Raw genomic sequence first — 19,497 nt, forward strand, 5'->3', positions numbered from 1 at the left:
GCGTCACGGGTCTGTGACTGGAACGGGACAAGGGTGGCTGAGGGGGCGGCCGACGCGATAGGCATGAGCCCATGAGTGACCACGGGGGAAGACCTCAGCAGGCCGGCGAACCGACGAGTTTCGGACTGCAACCGCCGCGGCCGGCCGTGCCGTACCCGGGAAACCCCTACGCCCGGCCGCAGCCGGAGGCCCAGGCCGTCCCCACCCAGGCCGCCCCCGAGGCTCCGGGCGACCCGGGCGCCGGGCGGCTCGTCGCCGGCCGCTACCGGCTGCTCGCCAAGCTCGGGCACGGCGGCATGGGCACGGTGTGGCGGGCCAAGGACGAGACGGTGGACCGGGAGGTCGCCGTCAAGGAACCCAGGGTGCCCGACCACCTTCCCGAACGTGAACGGGCCAACGCCTACGAGCGGATGCGCCGTGAGGCACGGGCCGCCGCCCGCCTCGACCACCCCGCGGTCGTCGACGTGCACGACGTCGCCGTCGTGGACGGCAGGCCGTGGATCGTGATGGAGCTGGTGCGGGGCCGCTCCCTGGGCGACGTGCTCCAGGAGGGCACGCTCGGCGTGCGCGAGGCGGCACGGATCGGCCTGGAGGTGCTCGGCGCGCTGGAGGCCGCGCACGCGGCGGGCGTCCTGCACCGCGACGTGAAGCCCGACAACATCCTGCTCGGCCGGTACGACCGCGTGGTGCTCACCGACTTCGGCATCGCACAGATCGAGGGCGAGACGAAGCTGACGGAGACGGGCGGCTTCGTCGGCTCCCCCGAGTACATCGCGCCGGAGCGGGTGCTGGGCCGGCGCCCGGGCCCCGAGTCGGACCTGTGGTCGCTGGGGGTGGTGCTGTACGCGGCGACGGAGGGCGTCTCGCCGTTCCGCCGCACCAACACGCCCGCCACCCTGCAGTCGGTCCTCAACTCCACACCGGCGCCCCCGGCCTCCGCCCGGGGCCCGCTCGCCGAAGCCATCGGCGGCCTGCTGAACAAGGACCCGGCGCGCCGCCCGAACGCGGCCGAGGTGCGCCGGCTGCTTCAGGAGGCGGCGAGAGAGCCGGCGCCCGTGCAGATCGCTGTGCCCGGGCGCAAGGGCGTCCGCCTGGGCCGCGGCACCCTGCTCGCGGCCGGGGCGGCCGTCGTCGCGGCGGCGGTGGCGGCGTACCTCGTGGTCGCGGACCCGTTCGCCGGCCCGCTGCCGGGCGGCTGGCGGCAACACCCGGAGAAGGCGCTGGGCGCCACACTCGCCGTGCCCGCCGACTACCAGCCGAGCCGGCCGAAGAAGGACGACACCGACAAGAACTGGGTGACGTACACCGACTGGAGCGGCAGCATCTCGATCGGCCTGCACCTGGCGAGGAAGTCCCAGGACACCTCCCACCAGATCAAGGACTCGTCGGCGGCCGAGATGTACGCCGACAACGACGCCTTCAAGAACAGCGGCGCCTACCAGTTGGACATGCCCAAGGGCCCGAGGACGGCCCCGAAGGACGGCATCACGTACCACGACAGGAAAGCCGCCGAGAACACCGTCGCCTACAGGACCGACGACAGCCTGAATCCGCGCCCGCGCGAGCTGACGATCTTCTATTACAAGAACTCGGCGGGCGACATGTACAAACTGACGGTCAGTTACCCGGGGAAGGGCGATTTCACGGAACGCGGCCGCGAAGTGGCGCGGACGGCGATAGCGAACCTGGAGATCGACAGACTCTGACCCTCGTGAGCCTCGCCATGGGACGGTATGCGTCCGACGACCGGGACCCGCTTCGACAACTCGTGACCCCGCACGGTACTCATGGGGCATGCGTACTGACGCGGGACGTCTGATCGACGGTCGCTACCGGCTGACCGAACGCCTCGGCTCCGGCGGCATGGGCACCGTATGGCGTGCCGTGGACGAGCTCATGGAGCGCGACGTCGCCGTCAAACAGCCCCATCTGCCCGGCGATCCGGAGGACGAAGCGCACCGGCGCGCCGCCCACCGGCTCTACCGCGAGGCACGAGCCGCGGCCCGCGTCGACCATCCCGCGGCCGTGTCGATCCACGACGTGATCGTCGAGGACGGATGTCCCTGGATCGTCATGGAGCTGGTCCGAGGGGAGTCCCTGGCGGACGCGCTGCGCCGTGGGCCGCTGCCGGCCGAGGAAGCGGCGCGCATCGGGCTCGCCGTCGTCGGCGCGCTGGACGCGGCGCACCGCGTCGGCATCGTGCACCGCGACGTGAAGCCGGCGAACGTCCTGCTCGGTCCGCGCGGCCGGGTGGTCCTCACCGACTTCGGCATCGCACACGTCCAGGGCGAGGAATCCCTCACCGTCACCGGGGAGTTCGTCGGCTCGCTGGAGTTCATCGCACCGGAACGGATGTCCGGCCGGATCGCGGGTCCCGCCTCCGACCTGTGGTCGCTGGGCGTGCTGCTGTACGCCGCCGTCGAAGGGTCGTCCCCCTTCCGCCGTACGACGGTGGAGTCCACGCTCGCCGCGATCCTCGCCACCGATCCTCCCGAACCCCGCCAGGCCGGGAGGCTCGGGCCCCTCATCGCACGGCTGCTGGACAAGGAACCCGAGCGGCGGCCCGGCGCGGAGGAGGTCGGTGCGGTGCTGGAGACGGTGGCCGGGGGGTGGGCGGCGCCGGGTGCGGAACGGGAGGAGTCGACGGATGCTCAGGACTGCTCCGGACTGGGGGAGTTCGCCGATGACGTCCGGACGGTACGGTTCTGGGCCGCGCCGTCGCGGCCTGCGGAGGACGACGGCCCCGGCACCGTAGAGGACGGGCCCGGCACCGTGGACGACGGCGGTCCCGGCACGTCACCGGAAGCCGCGCCGCTGGCGGAGGCCGTCTCGCCGTCCGAGCGGGGGGCCGCCTCGCCGCCCGAGCCGGACGCTGCCAAGCCGTCCCGGCAGGACGCCGCCAAGCCGTCCGAGCCGGAGGCCCCCGCGCCGCCCGCCCCGGAGACCGTCGCCGTGGCGGCGCCGGTGGTGAAGCCGAAGCGCCCCGCCCTCCTGCGCCCGGCCCCCGTCGCCGCGCTCGGTGTCCTCCTCGTCGGCGGCACCTGGATCGGCACCTCCTACTTCGACACCCCCGAGAGCGAGGGCGGCGCCGAACACACCGCCACCTACAGCTCGGCCCCGGCCATCGCCTCCCCGAGCTCCTGGACCGCCCACCGCGAGGCGAAGCTCGACGCGATCGTCTCCGTACCGTCGGACATCGCCCGGGGCACCGCCACGGACCGCACGGTGACCTACGGCGACGACACCGTCCGGCTCCGCCTGACCCGGGAGACATCGGTCCCCACCCCCCTGAAGGCCTGGGCGCGGCAGGCCACCGCCTCCTGGTCCGCCGACGACCCCGGCACCCTCTACACCCCCACGAGCTTCCACGGCGACGACGCCATGCTCACCGACACCACCTACACGGTGGGGAAGAAGCGGTACCGCGTCCTGCAGCTGCTGATCGTCACGGCGGCCCGTGAGTACTACGCGCTGCGCGTGGACATGCCGAAGGGCACCCCGGACGAGAAGCGCGGCACCTTGTTGTTCAAGGGTGCCCGGGACCGCCTGAAAGTGGGCAAGGACATGCCGGGGTCGTGACGACGCCCTGATCAGCGCATTCGCTGCCAGCGGTCACTGGCGCGGTGTGGACGCCCCGTGAAAGCGCGTTACCGACGGGTACCCAAACGCTCCGCCCCGGCATACCCTGCGCCTCATGACGGACTCGCAGGCCCCGGAGAAGGCCACCGCACAGACCGGTACGGGCACGGCCGGCACCAACCCCCTCGCTCCCGCCCCCACGGGCGCCCGCACCGCCGTCGACGTGGTGACGCCGGAGCTGGTCGCCCAGCTCACCAAGGGTGTGGCCGGCTCGGGACGCACCGCCAACCACACGCCGTTCACCGGCGAGAAGCTGGCCGACCTGCCCGAGTCCACCCCCGAGGACGTCGCCCTCGCCTTCGAACGGGCCCGCGTCGCCCAGGCCGTCTGGGCGCAGACGCCCGTGCGGGAGCGCGCCGCGGTGCTCCTCCGCTTCCACGACCTGGTGCTGGAGCGGCAGGCCGAGGTCCTCGACCTGATCCAGCTGGAGACCGGAAAGGCCCGTCTGCACGCCCACGAGGAGGTGCAGGCCGTCGCCGTCGCGGCCCGGCACTACGGCCGCAAGGCGCCCTCGTACCTGAGGCCGAAGCGGCACACCGGCGCCGTACCGACGCTGACCAAGGTCACCGAACTGCGCCACCCGCGCGGCGTGGTCGGACAGATCGCCCCCTGGAACTACCCGCTGGAGCTGTCGGTCGGCGACGCGCTCCCCGCCTTCGCCGCGGGCAACGCGGTGGTGATGAAGCCCGACACGGAGACCTGCCTGACCGCGCTGTGGGCGCGCGACCTGCTGATCGAGGCCGGACTGCCCGCCGAGGTCTTCCAGGTCGTCATCGGCGACGGCCCGGTCGTCGGCCCGGAGGTCGTCAAGCACGCCGACTACGTCTCCTTCACCGGCTCCACCCGCACCGGTCGCGAGGTCGCGCAGGGCGCCGCCGCCCGGCTGGTCGGCGTCTCCCTCGAACTCGGCGGGAAGAACGCCATGCTGGTCCTCGAGGACGCCGACATCGAGAAGGCCGCCGCGGGCGCGGTGCGGGCCTGCTTCTCCTCCGCCGGGCAACTGTGCATCTCCATCGAGCGGTTGTACGTCCACGAGTCGATCGCGGACGCCTTCCTGGAGCGGTTCGTCGCCCGCACCAAGGCCCTGCGGCTCGGCACGTCCCTCGCCTACGGCGCCGACATGGGGTCGCTGGTCGGCGAGCGGCAGCTCGAGACGGTCACCCGGCACGTCGAGGAGGCCGTGGCCAAGGGGGCGAAGGTGCTGGCCGGCGGGGTGGCCCGGCCGGACGTCGGCCCGTACTTCTACGAGCCGACCATCCTCGACGGCGTCGAGGCCCCGATGGCGGTGTGCGCGGAGGAGACCTTCGGCCCGGTCGTGTCGATCTACCGTTTCAAGAGCGAGGACGAGGCGATCGAGCGCGCCAACGCCACGCCGTACGGCCTGAATTCGTCGGTCTGGACGAAGGACGGGCGGCGGGGGCGCGCGGTCGCGGCCCGGCTGCGCACGGGCACGGTCAACGTCAACGAGGGCTACGCGCCGGCGTACGGCAGCGTCCAGTCCCCGATGGGCGGCATGAAGGACTCCGGCCTCGGCCGCCGCCACGGCTCGGAGGGCATCCTCAAGTACACCGAGGCCCAGACGGTCGCCCAGCAGCGACTGCTGCCGATGGCCCCGTCGCTGGGGATGGACGACGAGAAGTACGCGGCGTTCATGAGCCGGAGCCTGAAGGTGATGAAGGCACTCGGCCTCCGCTAGTTCCCCAACAGGCAACCCCGTTCTCAACGAGGAGAGCACGTGTCGCAGGAGAAGTCTGTCCAGACCCGGGACGAGGACGGGTATGACTACGACGTCATCGTCGTGGGCTCGGGGTTCGGCGGATCCGTCTCCGCGCTCCGGCTGACGGAGAAGGGCTACCGCGTCGGTGTCCTCGAGGCGGGCCGCCGCTTCACCCGCGAGACGCTGCCGAAGAACTCCTGGGACCTGAAGAACTACCTCTGGGCGCCCGCCCTGGGCATGTACGGCATCCAGCGCATCCACCTGCTGGGCAACGTCATGGTCCTCGCGGGCGCCGGCGTCGGCGGTGGCTCCCTCAACTACGCCAACACCCTCTACGTACCGCCGAAGGCCTTCTTCGACGACCCGCAGTGGCGGGGGATCACCGACTGGCAGGAGGAGCTGAACCCGTACTACGACCAGGCCCGGCGCATGCTCGGCGTACGGCTCAACCCGACCATGACCCCCTCAGACGTGCACCTCAAGGCGGCGGCCGAGCGGATGGGGGTCGGGGACACCTTCCACCTGGCACCGGTGGGCGTGTTCTTCGGTGACGGCGAGGACGCCGACGGAACGGTGAAGGCCCGGCCCGGCGAGGAGGTCCCGGACCCGTACTTCGGCGGCGCCGGTCCGGCCCGCCGGGCGTGCACCGAGTGCGGCGAGTGCATGACGGGCTGCCGGCGCGGCGCGAAGAACACCCTCAACGAGAACTACCTCCACCTCGCCGAGAAGGCGGGCGCGGTCGTGCACCCGATGACGACGGTCGTGTCGGTCACGGACGACTCGCAGGGCGGGTACGCCGTGGCGACCCTGCCGACGGACGACCGGCGCAAGGGCAGGGGGCGCGTCTTCAGGGCACGGCAGGTGGTGCTCGCGGCGGGCACGTACGGAACCCAGACCCTGCTGCACCGCATGAAGGCGAACGGCCAACTGCCGTACCTCTCCGACCGGCTGGGCGAGCTGACCCGTACCAACTCCGAGGCACTGGTGGGCGCGCAGACGGACAACCGGCGCTACCGCACGGCGCACGGCGCGCCGAAGGTCGACTTCACGCGGGGCGTGGCGATCACGTCCTCGATCCACCCGGACGAGAACACGCACATCGAGCCGGTCCGCTACGGCAGGGGCTCGAACGCGATGGGCGGCCTGTCGATCCTCCAGGTCCCCTACGCGGAGGGCCGCTCCCGCGCCCTGGCCTGGCTCGCGAACGCGGCACGCCACCCGTGGCTGATGGTCCGCTCGCTGTCCAACCGGCGCTGGTCGGAGCGGACCATCATCGGCCTGGTGATGCAGTCGCTGGACAACTCCCTGACGACGTATCTGAAGCCGAACGGCGTCGGCAAGGGCCTGCTGACGGCCCGGCAGGGCCATGGCAGGCCCAACCCGAAGCAGATCAGGGCGGCCTCGGAGGCTGCGTCCGTGCTCGCCGCCGAGATCAACGGTTTCGCGGGCAGCAACGTCGGCGAACTGATGGGCACCCCGCTGACCGCCCACTTCCTCGGCGGCTGCCCGATCGGCGACTCCCGCGAGACCGGGGTCATCGACCCCTACCACCGGCTCTACGGCCACCCCGGCATCTCGGTGGTCGACGGCGCGGCGGTGTCGGCGAACCTGGGCGTCAACCCTTCGCTGACGATCACCGCGCAGGCCGAGCGGGCGATGTCGTACTGGCCGAACAAGGGCGAGGCGGATCCGCGCCCGGCGCAGGGGGCGCGGTACGAACGGCTGAAGCCGGTGGAACCCCGTCACCCGGCGGTGCCGGCCAAGGCGTTCGGGGCGCTGCGGCTGCCGTTCCTCGGGATGCCCGCGGTGCCGCCGAAGCAGTAGCGCAGACCGGTCAGGAGAGTGAAGAAGGACCTGGGCCCCCCTCCGAGCCCAGGTCCTTCTCCTTGCTTCAAGGCGTGGTCCGCCCGCGACGGTTACGCGGCGGCGTGGCCCCCGGCCTTGCGGCGCCGCACCGCGAACATGACGCCACCACCGGCGACGACGGCGACACCGCCGACGAGCGCGATGGTCGGCAGCGCGGAGGAGGAACCGGTGGAGGCGAGGGTGCCGGTCACCTTCGGCGTGGTGCTGCTCGGCTTGGAGCTCGTGACCGGGGCCTTGCCGCCCTCCTGAGGCTTGGTGCCGTCGGTGTCGGTGCCCGGGGAGACGATCTGGAACTTGTAGGAGACCTCACCGGCGCCCGTGCACTTGGCGTCGTTGTCCGCGTAGATCGTCGCGCCCAGCGAGAAGCCGGCGCCGACCGGGGCGGACTTGGCCACGTTGATGCGGAGCGGGACGTTGACCTCGTAGTCGGGCTTCAGCTCGTCGGTGTAGCCGACGTAACCGACCGCGTAACCGCCGTCGTTCAGGTTCTCCCAGACGTTGTCCTCCGGGTTCCAGGCCTGGAGCTGGACCTGCTTGCTCGTGAACAGGTTCTCGCCGGCCTTGTCGGCGGAGGCCCCGGCGAAGAAGTCGAGGTCCTGGAGCGTGTGGCCGGAGTTGTTCGCCACGTCGAGCGAGAACTTGTGCCAGCCGCTGCCTGCCGCGATCTTGCCCGGCAGACCGGTGATGGTGACGTCGACCTTGGTGTCCTCACAGAGGGACGGCTCGGGCTCCGGGGACTCCGTGTCCTCGGGCGCGGAGGTGGTGGGTGCCGGGCTGGAGGCGCTGTTGCTCGGCGAGGACGACTGGCTCGCGGACGCCGACGCGGACGCGGAAGCGCTCGAGGACGCCGACTGGCTCGCGGACGCGGACGCGCTGGCGGACGACGTGTCGGACGGGGAAACGCTGGTCGACGGGGACGACGTGGCGTCCGACGCGAACGCGGCCGGTGCCGACAGCAGCGCGAGCGGGGCTATGGCAGCCGTCGCCGCCGCGGCGGCCAGGGCACGGCGAAGCTTCATGAAGACCTCGAAGAGTCGGTGCGCCGCTGTGACGCGACGCATCTTGGGGAGGCCGCCGCGTGGCGGCGCGGGTGTGGCCCGTGATTCGCCAGGTGTGACCCGTGGGGCTGGTGAATGGTTGCGCTCCCATTCACAGAATCCTTATGTGTGCTGCGTCACATATTTGCGCGCCTTGTGAAGCGCCCTCCCCGGCGAAGCCGCGGGCCGGGGCTGGGACCGCTGGGCGGCGCATCGCACAAGCCTGCCGACGGTCCAGGTCCTCACCCCGCACCCCAATCTGAGGCGAAGCAAGGCGTGGGACGGCGAAAGGCCCCGCGGCGGGGGGACCCCGGCTCGGCGTGGCCGAGGGCTCGGGGAATCCGCGGGGCCCTTCTCCGTCAGCACCGACGTCAGGGCAGCGCCGGTGCCCGGGGAGCGGCGCCGGGGGGTTGCGCCGCTTGCCTGCGTGACCGCCGGTGGTGCGCTCCGGCGCGCGCGAGGAGCGCGCGTGGTGTCGACCATTGGCAGTCGGTGGGAGGAGCGATGCTGTTGTCCGCCAGGGACCGTGTGGGGGTGCCGTCGACTCTCTGTTCCTCGCATCGTGCTGGATGGGTCACGGCCTCCGCAACCGTTTCGACCACCTCTGAACAGATTCCGCCGGTCGGCTCCGGGCGTCCCCGGAGCCGACCGTTTACTGGGTGACCGGGCTGCTGTCCCCTGCCGTCCGGTCACATCCCTGGAGCGAGGTCCCACGACGCACAGCACGATCCGTACGTCTCATCGCTCCAGCGGAGCCACGCGTGGTTCTTTCGGGCCCGCCCCTGGCTGGCACGGACGCCCGGCTCAACGATGTCGCCGCAGGGCCGGTCACGCGCCGTACGGGTGAGGGGGTATGCGTACGTACGTCCGCGGAACGCGGATCCGGGGCGGTCAGGTCCGGGCTGGGGCGGGCCGGGCCGGGGCGGGGCGAGCCGGGGCGGGGCGGCCCTCAGATCCGGCCCCGGCACAGCTCGAGCAGGGTCATCGCGAGGGCGGTGCCGGGCTTGCCCAGCGCGTCCCGGTAGTGGCCGAGGACCTCCATCTCGCGGGAGAGGTTCACGCGCCGGCCGCCGGAGGCGATACGGGCCTCCTGGATGACGGCGGAGACGGCCATCCGTTCCTGGATGAGACCGATGATGCGGTCGTCGAGCGAGTCGATGCGTTCACGGGCGTCGCTGATCAGGTTCGCGGCGTCGTCGGTGCGAGCGCCGGTCTTCTCGGTGGCTGCGGTGGCGGTCATGCGGGGCTCCTCGTGGACGGGTACGCGGTGCCCCGGAGCGACAGGACCCGGGAAACGCCAGGCGCCCCGGACCTTGTCGGCCCGGGGCGCCTGGGAAGTCGCTTGTCAGTAGCTCAAGCAGCACGACCATGGCAGCCGGCGGGCCGGTTGCCATAGGTAAAGACGAAGATCGTCGCGTGCGTGAGCATGGGCCCAGTATGCCGTCGCGGAGGACGGCGTCCAATGCGGCCCGCATGGTGAGACCGGGTCCACGGGTGGGGTCCACAGGCGGGGGCCCTGGCAGCGGCGGGACGGCACCCACGGCCGCCTCGGTAGAATCGGGTGGCACAAGGACCCGCCCAACCGCCGGAAGGCACCCCGTGTCATCAGCGACCCCCGCTGCCGCCGCTCCCGACACCGTCCTGGTCGTCGACTTCGGTGCGCAGTACGCCCAGCTCATCGCCCGTCGCGTCCGCGAGGCCCGGGTCTACAGCGAGATCGTGCCGAGCACCATGCCGGTGAAGGAGATGCTCGCCAAGAACCCGGCGGCGATCATCCTCTCCGGCGGCCCCTCGTCGGTGTACGAGGAGGGCGCCCCCCGTCTCGACCGCGAGATCTTCGAGTCCGGCGTCCCCGTCTTCGGCATGTGCTACGGCTTCCAGCTGATGGCGCAGACCCTCGGCGGCACCGTCGACAACACCGGAGCGCGCGAGTACGGCCGTACGGCCCTCGCCGTCTCCAAGCCGTCGTCCACCCTCTTCGAGGGCACCCCTGCCGAGCAGTCCGTCTGGATGTCCCACGGCGACGCCTGCTCCGCCGCGCCCGAGGGCTTCACCGTCACGGCCTCCACGGACGTCGTCCCGGTCGCCGCCTTCGAGAACGACGAGAAGAAGCTGTACGGCGTCCAGTACCACCCGGAGGTCATGCACTCCACGCACGGCCAGCAGGTGCTGGAGCACTTCCTCTACCGCGGCGCCGGCCTGAAGCCCACCTGGACCACCGGCAACGTGATCGAGGAGCAGGTCGAGGCGATCCGCGAGCAGGTCGGCGACAAGCGCGCGATCTGCGGGCTGTCCGGCGGCGTGGACTCCGCCGTCGCCGCCGCCCTCGTCCAGAAGGCCATCGGCTCCCAGCTGACCTGCGTGTACGTCGACCACGGCCTGATGCGCAAGGGCGAGACCGAGCAGGTCGAGAAGGACTTCGTCGCGGCCACCGGCGTCCAGCTCAAGGTCGTCGACGCGGAGGAGCGTTTCCTCACCGCGCTCAAGGGCGTCTCGGACCCCGAGGAGAAGCGGAAGATCATCGGCCGCGAGTTCATCCGGGTCTTCGAGCAGGCCCAGGCCGAGATCATCGCGGACGAGGGCCCGGCGGTCGAGTTCCTCGTCCAGGGCACCCTCTACCCCGACGTGGTCGAGTCCGGTGGCGGCACCGGCACCGCCAACATCAAGTCGCACCACAACGTCGGCGGCCTTCCCGAGGACCTCGAGTTCAAGCTGATCGAGCCGCTGCGCAAGCTGTTCAAGGACGAGGTCCGCATGGTCGGCCAGGAGCTCGGCCTGCCGGACGAGATCGTCCAGCGCCAGCCGTTCCCCGGCCCCGGCCTCGGCATCCGTATCGTCGGCGAGGTCACCAAGGAGCGCCTGGACCTGCTGCGTGAGGCCGACGCCATCGCCCGCGAGGAACTGACGGCGGCCGGCCTCGACCGGGAGATCTGGCAGTGCCCGGTGGTCCTGCTCGCGGACGTCCGCAGCGTCGGCGTCCAGGGCGACGGCCGGACGTACGGCCACCCGATCGTGCTGCGCCCGGTCTCCTCCGAGGACGCCATGACCGCCGACTGGTCCCGGCTCCCGTACGACGTCCTCGCGAAGATCTCCACCCGGATCACCAACGAGGTCCGCGACGTCAACCGGGTGGTCCTGGACGTCACGTCCAAGCCGCCGGGCACCATCGAGTGGGAGTGAGCCCCGAGGTCACGTCCGTTTGAGAGTGCGCACCGGCTCTCCGGGCGTCCAGACCTGGACGACGAGGTACATGTCGTCCTCGACGTAGGTCCTCGTGACCTCCGTCAGCTCGGTGCGGAAGAGGTGGAACGGCTCCGGCGGTTCCACCTCTTTCACGTACGCGCCCTTGGTCCTGTCGTCCTCGACCTCCACGGCCCGCCCGCTGATCCGCACATCACCGCCGCCCATCCCGGTGCCCGGCCCCGGGTTCGCCTGGAGCGCGAAGCGGGGGTCGCGGCGCAGGTCGAGTGCCTTGAGCGAGCCGGGCATCATGCCGAGCCACAGCTCGCCGTCCAGGAAGCGGACCTCCAGACCGGTGGTGCGGGGCGAGCCGTCCCTGCGCAGCGTCGCCAGGACGTGGTGGGTGAAGGATCCGAAACGTTCCTCGACGGTCCGGGCGAGGTCCGGTTCCGCTTCGGCGAAGGCCGCCCAGTTCGTTGACATGCTCGTTGCCATACGGCGAGTGTGACGCCGATACCCGACATCTTCTGTCGGGTATCGGTTTGCGGGGTCCGGGTGTCGGCTTTGCGGGGCTCGGGTGTCGGGTCCGCGGGTCTCGGGTGTTGGATTCGCCGGGCTCGGGTAGCGGATCCGCGGGGCTCGGGTGTCGGGTCGGCGGGTCTCGGGTGTTGGATTCGCCGGGCTCGGGTGTCGGGTCCGCGGGTCTCGGGTGTCGGCCGCATCCGGCTCGGGTTCGAGCCGCCTCCCGGTCCTGCGCCGCATCTTTACCAATCAGCGCTGTCATCCTCGTCCGACCGGCGGTACCTTCCGGCCCGTTGAGGAAGTCAAGTGCCGGAGGATCCATGCACGGCCCCACTCCGCCCCCGCCCCTGCCCACCGACCAGCTGCGGTTCGCCATGCCGCCGATGCACGAGTCGGTCGAGGACGAGCGAAGGCACCGCAAGGAACGGCTCGCGGGCGCCCTGCGGATCTTCGGGCGGCTGGGTTTCGAGGACGGGGTGTCCGGACACATCACCGCACGCGACCCGGAGTTCACGGACTGCTTCTGGGTCAACCCCTTCGGAATGTCGTTCCGGCACGTCACCGTGAGCGACCTGGTGCTCGCCAACCAGGACGGCCAGGTGATCGACGGCCGCTACCACGTGAACCAGGCCGCCTTCACCGTGCACGCCCAGGTCCACGCCGCTCGCCCCGATGTCGTCGCCGTCGCCCACTGCCACTCGGCGCACGGACGGGCCCTCGCCGCACTCGGCGATCTGCTGGACCCCATCACCCAGGAGTCCTGCGCCTTCTACGAGGATCACGCCGTGTACGACGCCTACAGCGGCGTCGCCGTCGACGCCGAGGAGGGCCGCCGGATCGCGACCGCGCTCGGCAGCCGCAAGGCGCTCGTCCTGCGCAACCACGGGCTGCTGACCGTCGGCGACTCGGTGGACGCGGCCGCCTGGTGGTTCCTGTCGATGGAACGCTCCTGTCAGGTGCAGCTGACCGCGAAAGCCGCGGGACGCCCCGTCCTCATCGACCACCGACAGGCGGTGGCCACCCGGGAGCAACTCGGCGGTGACCTGGTGGCCTGGATCAACTACCAGCCGCTGTGGCAGGACATCACCCGCCGCGAACCGGATCTGCTCGGCTGACCCGCCGGCGCCGCACGGGTCAAAAGGGGCGACGGCGGGTCGGCCAGGGGTATGTCGACGGCGGTCGGCCAGGTCAACCGGGGGTTCGCGCTTTCACCCGCCCTGACCGGACCTGACGGACGCGGGAGGTGTTCCGTAAGGCACAATTCGCTGTCGTCACACGGCAGTTGTAAGGCGGGGCCGGGTGGCTCCGGTGAGCGTAGTCCGGCCCGATCGGCGGCCGGACGCGGTGTGGTGTTCGGGCGCGGGGAAGGCGGCGGCGGGCGTGACGGTGCAGGAGGCGAGGCAGGGCGAACGGCGCGGGAGCGGCCCGGGTGCGCACGAGGGTGGCTGCACCTGCGGGGACTGCCCGCACGGCGCACGCGAGGGGCACCGGCGCGCGGTCGCCGAGTTCCTGGCGAAGCGGGAGGAGTTCGCGTCCGGGCGGGGGCTGCCCGCGGCGGTCGCGCACTCCGCGTCCGCGTCCCGTCAGTGGGTGTCCGACGAGCTGACCCAGTCCGCCGCGGTCGTCGCCGAGCGCGGTCGCGCGGACGCCGAGGCCTGGCTGGGCCGGCTGTGGCGGCGCACGGCGATCGCGGTGTGGGGTGCCGTCGCCGTCCTGCTGCTCGCACAGGCGCTCACCGCGATCGGCGCCGGGTGGACCGCGGCGCGCACGGCCGGGCTGGTCGCGGCGGTGCTGGTGGGAGGGGCGCTGACCGCCGCCGGGTACCTGCACCGGGCGCGCGGCGGGGCGTTCGCGCCCGTCATCGGGGAGGACAACCGGCTGTCGACCTCCCGTGCGGTGGGGGCGGGCTGGGTGCTGTTCGTCCTGTACGCGGTGCTGGTGCTGGTCGTCGAACTGACGGCGGCCTCGGCCGAGGGCCGGCGCGACGAGCTGATCGCCGGGCTCGGCCTCGCCCGCGGGGTGGGTGTGGTGACAGTGGTCGCCGTGGTGTGCGGGATCGCGGTGCTCGTGCGGCGGGTGGTCGGGCTGCGGGTGCTCGGGCAGCGGCTGCAGAAGGTGCGCGCCGACCGGCCGCGGGCGGCGGACCTGCTCACGGACGACTCGGGGCGGGGCAGCTTCCCGGACACGCAGTATGTGATCGTCAGCGCGGTCGCCCTGGTCTTCGCGGTGGTACGGCTGGCCCGCCGCCCCGACCAACTCCCCGATCTGCCGTGGGGACTAGCGCTGCTGGTCCTGGTCTCGGCGGCCACCTACCTCGCCGGGAAGTACGCGGAGGGCGGACGTCCGGTGATCCTCTCGGTGGTCCGGGCGCGGGAGGCGGGGGACCTGGACGCGCCGATCCGCACGGGCGACGACATCGAGATCCGGGGCGCCGGTTTCGTACCGCCCGGCGCCCAGAGCGCGGACCGGCTGTCCCGGATGGTGGTCCGCATCGGCGCCGTGCACGTCCATGTCCCGTTGGTCCCGGTCGTCGGCGGCTTCAGCAACCCGACGGACACCCTGCTGACGGTGCCGGTGCCGGCAGATGTGGAACCGGGCAGGGTCGAGGTGCAGGTGGTGACGGCTGCCGGGGTGGAGACCAACCGGGTGGCCATCGACGTGACGGAGTGACCAGGCACGGCCTGTGCGAGCAGGCTCCGGAGTCTCGTGACCGCCGGATGCGGTGCCTCGTTCGGCCCAGCCGGGGCGCCCCTGGGGCCGCCCTGCCGAGCGGGGGCGTCCTCCCGTCGATCCCGGGCCGATGCGGAACTCCCGGGCCAAGGAGCGGGAAAAGTGTGTGCGCAGTGGTTGAGCGGTTGCCCCCTTTCGTACGTATGGTCTGTTGAGGGGCAAGGGCTGGGCACGGCGGGCGAGAGGCGGCGGCACGATGGTTCATGGCATTCGCACGGACTCCCACACCTCCTACGTCGACGAGGGCAGCACCTGGCGGGACACCGCCGTGCGGTACGCACTGGTTCCACTGCGCGTCTTCCTCGGCATCACCTTCATGTACGCGGGCTTGGACAAGCTCACCAACAGCGCTTTCATGCACGCCTCCGGCACCGGGTCCATCGGCGAGCTGATGCACTCCGTGCGCGGCTCGTCGGCGATCCCGGCCCTGGTCGACCTGGCCCTGAAGCATCCCGTCGGCTTCGGCTACGCCATCGCCTTCGGTGAACTCGCCGTCGGAATCGGCACGCTCCTCGGCCTGTTGGGACGCCTCGCCGCGCTCGGTGGCGCGCTGATCTCGCTGAGCCTGTGGCTGACCGTCAGCTGGGCCTCGACCCCCTACTACTACGGGAACGACCTCGCTTATCTGATGGCCTGGATCCCCCTGGTCCTCGCGGGCACCCCGGTCCTGTCCCTCGACGCCGCCCTGCGCGCCCGACGACGGCAACGCACGGGCGGCTACCGCTGAGCCGGCGGCACCGCGGCCGCCCTCGCCTCCTCCGCCCCGGCCTGCCGGCCGGCGCGGGGCGCCCGATGCCTGCGTATCGCGCGGGCCAGCAGGCCGGTCACGGCCGCGAGACAGAGGCCGCCGATCACGATCGGAATGATCGCGAACCACGGTGTCTCCCACGCCCCGCCGGCATCACCCACGTAAGCGACGCCCGAACCGGCCAGGAAGGCCCCGGCCACGAGCCGGCCCGGCTGGAACTCATGACGCAGCACGGTCCACCTCCACCTGTCCCACGCCGACCTCGAGGTCGAGGCGGAGCGTGGCCGCCTTCTTCGTCCCCGCCGCGGGGGTGAGCGTCACCTGCCGGTGCTTGCCCGGCTCCACATCCACGTCCTTGTCGGTCTCGCCCGGCAACCGGATGTCGCCGACCCCTGTGTCGATGTTCAGCTCCACCGTCGCCTCCCTGGGAACCACCACCTTCAACTGACCCACCCCCACCTGGGCCCGTGTCGTCACCGTCTGGTTCGCGGCGAGCCTGAGACGGCTGAGATCAAGAGTGCCGACACCGGTGCCCAGGTCGTACTTCTCCCGCACGGCGGCCACCGAGGCCGGCGCCCAGGTGGCATGCCTCCACTGGGTGCCGATGTCCTTCGGCAGGGCCGCCGAGGCGGCGAGCAGGGCCGCCGTGAGCACCGCGAGGAAGACCGAGCCCGCACCCGTGCGGCCCAGGAACGAGCTGACCGCTATGCCCACGCCGAACACCACCAGCGCGCAGGCCAGGCCCGTCTGCAGACTCGTGCCGAGCGCCCGGTCGTCCCAGGTCAGCAGGGTGCCGAGGCCACCCGCGAGCAGGGCGAGGAGAAACACCCAGCCGCCTGTCCAGCGCGGCCCCCGTGGTCTGTGCCGCTGCTCGGTCCGTATGCGCTCGGAGTAGGAGGAACCACGGGCGATGGCGACCGCCGCCGCGACGTCTCGGCCGACCGTGTCCGTCGGGCCCCACAGATAGCCCGTACCGCCCACGTGGGTGCCGTCCTTGACGATGGGGTCGCGCCACCAGGAGGGGTAGGAGGCGGGGACGGGCGGTGCCGTGGCCTCCGGCGGGGCGTCGGCCACCGCCTGCGCGGTGAGCGGGTCGGGGTCCGGAGCGCCGCGCTGCAGCGACCAGTACGCCGCGCCGGCGAGGAGCAGGGACAGGACGGCGGCGAAGGTCAGCACGCTGCCGTTCCTGAGCATCGACAGGAAGATTCCGCAGCCCACCAGGGCGAAGAGCACCGCGGCCAGGGCCTGACCGTCGACGCGGCCCGTCAGCAGCTTGCGGATCTCGTTCTCCTCCTCGTCCTCGTAGGGCACGAGGAGCCAGACGAAGCCGTAGAAGAGGAGGCCGAGGCCGCCCGCCGCAGAGAGCACCGCCAGCACGATCCGGAAGATCACCGGATCCATGTCGCACTGCCGGGCCAGGCCCGAACAGACCCCCGCCAGCATCTTGTGCCGCCGGTCACGCCGGAACCGGCCGGGCTCCTCGGCGCCCGCCGCGCCGTCGGGCGTGGCGGTTCCGCCGCGTCCGGGCGCGGCCTTCCCGGCCCCGGACCGCTCGCGCGCCGCCGCACCCGTGCGGGCGCCCGGCTCCCGGTGTCCGCCCGCGTCCTGGCCCATGGCGGCGTCCTCGCCTCCGTTCTCGCGCACGGCCGCATCCTGCCGCACGTCCGCGCCCGCATGCGCGCGCGGCTCCTCATGCGCAGCGGGCGCGGCAGGGCCGGACGCGGGCACGGCGTGCTGCGGGGCGGCGTCCGGTGCGCCGTCCCCCGGCGTCCGGGCACCCCGCTCCCCGCCGGGGCCGCGCCCCGCGGTGGAGGCGTGCCCGGCACCAGGGCCGTGGCCGTGCCCCGCTGCCGCGTGCTGCTGATCTGTCATGCGTCCATGGTCGCCGCCGCAGGCGCCGGGCGGCAGTCGGGACGACCCTGGCCCAACCCTGAAATCTGCCCTGACAGGCTGCCGGGGGAAGTGTTCGATCACCCGTCATTCGGAGATCAGGGGTGTCTAAGGGGCCGACCCTGATGCCCGGCCGGTCCGGTCGTGTGACCATCGTTGGCATGCCGGACGCCGCAACGCTGCCCCTCGCCGATCCGCGGCCGCCGCGCAAGCTCTACCGCAGCAGCGACGGACGCTGGCTCGGGGGCGTGGCGCGGGGGCTCGCCGGGCATCTCGGGCTGCCCGTGATCTGGGTGCGCCTCGTCTTCGTAGGCCTGTTCCTGGCACACGGCTTCGGCGCGCTGCTGTACGCGGCGTTCTGGTTCTTCGTCCCGCTCGGGGTCGGCGGCGTCGACGAACGGCGCTCCCCGTCCCTGGTCGGCACCGAGAACTCACCCCACGGCCGCCGCAGACTGGTCGCCCGCAAGCCCGACCGGGGGCAGATCGTCGCTCTGCTCCTGATGGTCGTCGTCGCGCTGACCTTCGTGGGCAGCATGAAGCTCGACGGCGTCGCCAAGGTCTACCTCATACCGGCCGTCCTCGTCGCCGCGGGCGTCGCTCTGGTCTGGCGCCAGGCGGACAACGCGCGGCGGGCCCGCTGGATGGAGGTCGGCAGCCGCCGCCGCACGCTCACCCTGCTGCGTGCCGCGGCCGGTGTCCTGCTGGTCACCGCGGGTGTCTCCGGCATGTTCGTACTGCAGGGCTCCGCCGCCCACCTCGGCTCGGTCCTGCAGGCCGCGCTGGCGGTCCTCGTCGGCATCACGCTGCTCGCCGGACCGTACCTGGTGCGGATCACCCAGGACCTGTCCGAGGAACGCCTGATGCGCATCCGCGCCCAGGAGCGCGCCGAGGTCGCCGCCCACGTCCACGACTCGGTGCTGCACACCCTGACCCTGATCCAGCGCAACGCGGAGAACGCGAACGAGGTGCGCCGCCTCGCCCGCGCCCAGGAGCGCGACCTGCGCGCCTGGCTGTACAAACCGGAGGGCACCGGCAAGGACGAGGCCGAGGAGCCGGACACCCTGGCGGAGGCGGTCCGGCGCAACGCGGCGGAGGTGGAGGACAAGCACGGCGTCCCCATAGAGGTCGTCATCGTCGGCGACTGCCCCCTGGACGAACGGATCGGCGCACAGATGCAGGCCGCGCGCGAAGCGATGGTGAACGCCGCCAAGTACGGTGGCGAGGGCGGCGCCGTCCAGGTCTACGCCGAGGTCGAGGGCAAGACGGTGTTCGTGTCCGTCCGCGACCGCGGCCCCGGCTTCGACCTCGACGCGATACCCGGCGACCGCATGGGTGTCAGAGAATCGATCATCGGCCGTATGGAGCGCAACGGCGGCACGGCACGGCTGCGCGCGGTTCCGGACGGCGGCACGGAGGTCGAGCTGGAGATGGAGAGGGCGGAGACGACGTCATGAGCGACGCGAACGGGGAGGCCTCGGTGTCCGGCGGAAACGCGGACCGGCGGGTGCGGGTCGTACTCGTCGACGACCACCGTATGTTCCGTACGGGAGTCCAGGCAGAGATCGGGCAGACGGAGCTGACCGGCGTCGAGGTCGTCGGTGAGGCGGCCGATGTCGACCAGGCGGTCGCCGTCATCACCGCCACCCGCCCCGAGGTCGTCCTTCTCGACGTCCACCTGCCGGGTGGCGGCGGAGTGGAAGTGCTGCGCCGCTGCGCCTCGTTGATGGCCGACCCTGAGCAGCCGGTGCGCTTCCTGGCGCTGTCGGTGTCGGACGCCGCCGAGGACGTGATCGGCGTGATCCGCGGTGGCGCCCGCGGCTATGTGACGAAGACGATCACCGGCTCCGACCTCGTCGACTCCATCTTCCGCGTCCAGGAGGGCGACGCCGTCTTCTCGCCGCGCCTGGCCGGCTTCGTCCTGGACGCCTTCGCCTCGACCGACGCGCCGCCCGTCGACGAGGACCTGGACCGCCTCACCCAGCGCGAACGCGAGGTCCTGCGCCTCATCGCCCGCGGCTACGCGTACAAGGAGATCGCCAAGCAGCTGTTCATCTCGGTGAAGACGGTCGAGTCCCATGTCTCGGCGGTCCTGCGCAAGCTGCAGCTGTCGAACCGGCACGAGCTGACACGGTGGGCGACGGCACGCCGGCTGGTGTGAGCACGGACCC

At 72.0% G+C, this 19,497-nt stretch carries 15 protein-coding genes; 10 read left to right on the forward strand and 5 right to left on the reverse strand.

Annotated elements, in window-relative coordinates:
- Positions 1-71: 71 nt before the first annotated feature.
- From ACIRC0_RS09195 to ACIRC0_RS09210, 4 genes are all read left to right on the forward strand, one after another.
- A complete protein-coding gene (locus ACIRC0_RS09195; RefSeq protein ID WP_403613359.1) occupies positions 72-1,706 on the forward strand; it encodes a serine/threonine-protein kinase in 1,635 nt (544 codons plus the stop codon).
- Between the two features lie 88 nt (positions 1,707-1,794).
- A complete protein-coding gene (locus ACIRC0_RS09200; RefSeq protein ID WP_403613362.1) occupies positions 1,795-3,579 on the forward strand; it encodes a protein kinase in 1,785 nt (594 codons plus the stop codon).
- A 115-nt stretch (positions 3,580-3,694) separates the two neighbouring features.
- Entirely contained in the window at positions 3,695-5,335 is a 1,641-nt protein-coding gene (locus ACIRC0_RS09205; protein WP_403613365.1) for a succinic semialdehyde dehydrogenase, read from the forward strand.
- Between the two features lie 39 nt (positions 5,336-5,374).
- Positions 5,375-7,180 (forward strand): GMC family oxidoreductase N-terminal domain-containing protein, encoded by a 1,806-nt coding sequence (locus tag ACIRC0_RS09210; RefSeq protein WP_403613368.1) that lies wholly within the window; start codon positions 5,375-5,377, stop codon positions 7,178-7,180.
- 92 nt (positions 7,181-7,272) lie between these two features.
- Here ACIRC0_RS09210 and ACIRC0_RS09215 read toward each other — a convergent pair whose 3' ends face one another.
- Both ACIRC0_RS09215 and ACIRC0_RS09220 read right to left on the reverse strand, forming a co-directional pair.
- Positions 7,273-8,283 (reverse strand): LPXTG cell wall anchor domain-containing protein, encoded by a 1,011-nt coding sequence (locus ACIRC0_RS09215; RefSeq protein ID WP_403613370.1) that lies wholly within the window; start codon positions 8,281-8,283, stop codon positions 7,273-7,275.
- 925 nt (positions 8,284-9,208) lie between these two features.
- The gene (locus tag ACIRC0_RS09220) at positions 9,209-9,499 is read right to left on the reverse strand and encodes a chorismate mutase (RefSeq protein WP_103837487.1); all 291 of its coding nucleotides are present in this window, start codon (positions 9,497-9,499) and stop codon (positions 9,209-9,211) included.
- A 359-nt stretch (positions 9,500-9,858) separates the two neighbouring features.
- On the opposite strand from ACIRC0_RS09220, the gene guaA reads away from it, so the two are divergent.
- Positions 9,859-11,439 carry a glutamine-hydrolyzing GMP synthase gene (guaA, locus tag ACIRC0_RS09225; RefSeq protein ID WP_403613373.1) on the forward strand — a complete coding sequence of 527 codons (1,581 nt, stop codon included), beginning with the start codon at positions 9,859-9,861 and terminating at the stop codon, positions 11,437-11,439.
- Between the two features lie 9 nt (positions 11,440-11,448).
- Here guaA and ACIRC0_RS09230 read toward each other — a convergent pair whose 3' ends face one another.
- Positions 11,449-11,922 (reverse strand): pyridoxamine 5'-phosphate oxidase family protein, encoded by a 474-nt coding sequence (locus ACIRC0_RS09230; RefSeq protein WP_403614680.1) that lies wholly within the window; start codon positions 11,920-11,922, stop codon positions 11,449-11,451.
- A gap of 359 nt (positions 11,923-12,281) precedes the next feature.
- On the opposite strand from ACIRC0_RS09230, the gene ACIRC0_RS09235 reads away from it, so the two are divergent.
- From ACIRC0_RS09235 to ACIRC0_RS09245, 3 genes are all read left to right on the forward strand, one after another.
- Positions 12,282-13,076, forward strand: a complete 795-nt coding sequence (locus tag ACIRC0_RS09235) for a class II aldolase/adducin family protein (protein WP_403613375.1) — start codon at positions 12,282-12,284, stop codon at positions 13,074-13,076.
- Between the two features lie 265 nt (positions 13,077-13,341).
- The gene (locus ACIRC0_RS09240) at positions 13,342-14,631 is read left to right on the forward strand and encodes a hypothetical protein (RefSeq protein WP_403614682.1); all 1,290 of its coding nucleotides are present in this window, start codon (positions 13,342-13,344) and stop codon (positions 14,629-14,631) included.
- A gap of 256 nt (positions 14,632-14,887) precedes the next feature.
- Positions 14,888-15,418, forward strand: a complete 531-nt coding sequence (locus tag ACIRC0_RS09245) for a TQO small subunit DoxD (RefSeq protein WP_403613377.1) — start codon at positions 14,888-14,890, stop codon at positions 15,416-15,418.
- On the opposite strand, the gene ACIRC0_RS09250 is transcribed toward ACIRC0_RS09245, so the two are convergent.
- A complete protein-coding gene (locus ACIRC0_RS09250; protein ID WP_403613379.1) occupies positions 15,409-15,672 on the reverse strand; it encodes a hypothetical protein in 264 nt (87 codons plus the stop codon). The two genes, ACIRC0_RS09245 and ACIRC0_RS09250, sit on opposite strands and share 10 nt — an antisense overlap.
- Complete coding sequence (locus ACIRC0_RS09255; protein ID WP_403613381.1) at positions 15,659-17,311, reverse strand: PspC domain-containing protein; 1,653 nt, start codon at positions 17,309-17,311, stop codon at positions 15,659-15,661. Before ACIRC0_RS09255 ends, ACIRC0_RS09250 begins: the two co-directional genes overlap by 14 nt.
- A gap of 179 nt (positions 17,312-17,490) precedes the next feature.
- Between ACIRC0_RS09255 and ACIRC0_RS09260 the strand changes: the two genes are divergently transcribed.
- Both ACIRC0_RS09260 and ACIRC0_RS09265 read left to right on the forward strand, forming a co-directional pair.
- Positions 17,491-18,783, forward strand: coding sequence for a PspC domain-containing protein (locus ACIRC0_RS09260; protein WP_403613384.1), 1,293 nt, complete (start codon positions 17,491-17,493; stop codon positions 18,781-18,783).
- Positions 18,780-19,487, forward strand: coding sequence for a response regulator transcription factor (locus ACIRC0_RS09265; protein ID WP_366024030.1), 708 nt, complete (start codon positions 18,780-18,782; stop codon positions 19,485-19,487). The genes ACIRC0_RS09260 and ACIRC0_RS09265 overlap by 4 nt, the downstream gene beginning before the upstream one ends.
- Positions 19,488-19,497: the final 10 nt, after the last annotated feature.

The organism is Streptomyces sp. NPDC093984, from assembly GCF_044764595.1.
GTDB lineage: Bacteria > Actinomycetota > Actinomycetes > Streptomycetales > Streptomycetaceae > Streptomyces > Streptomyces cynarae.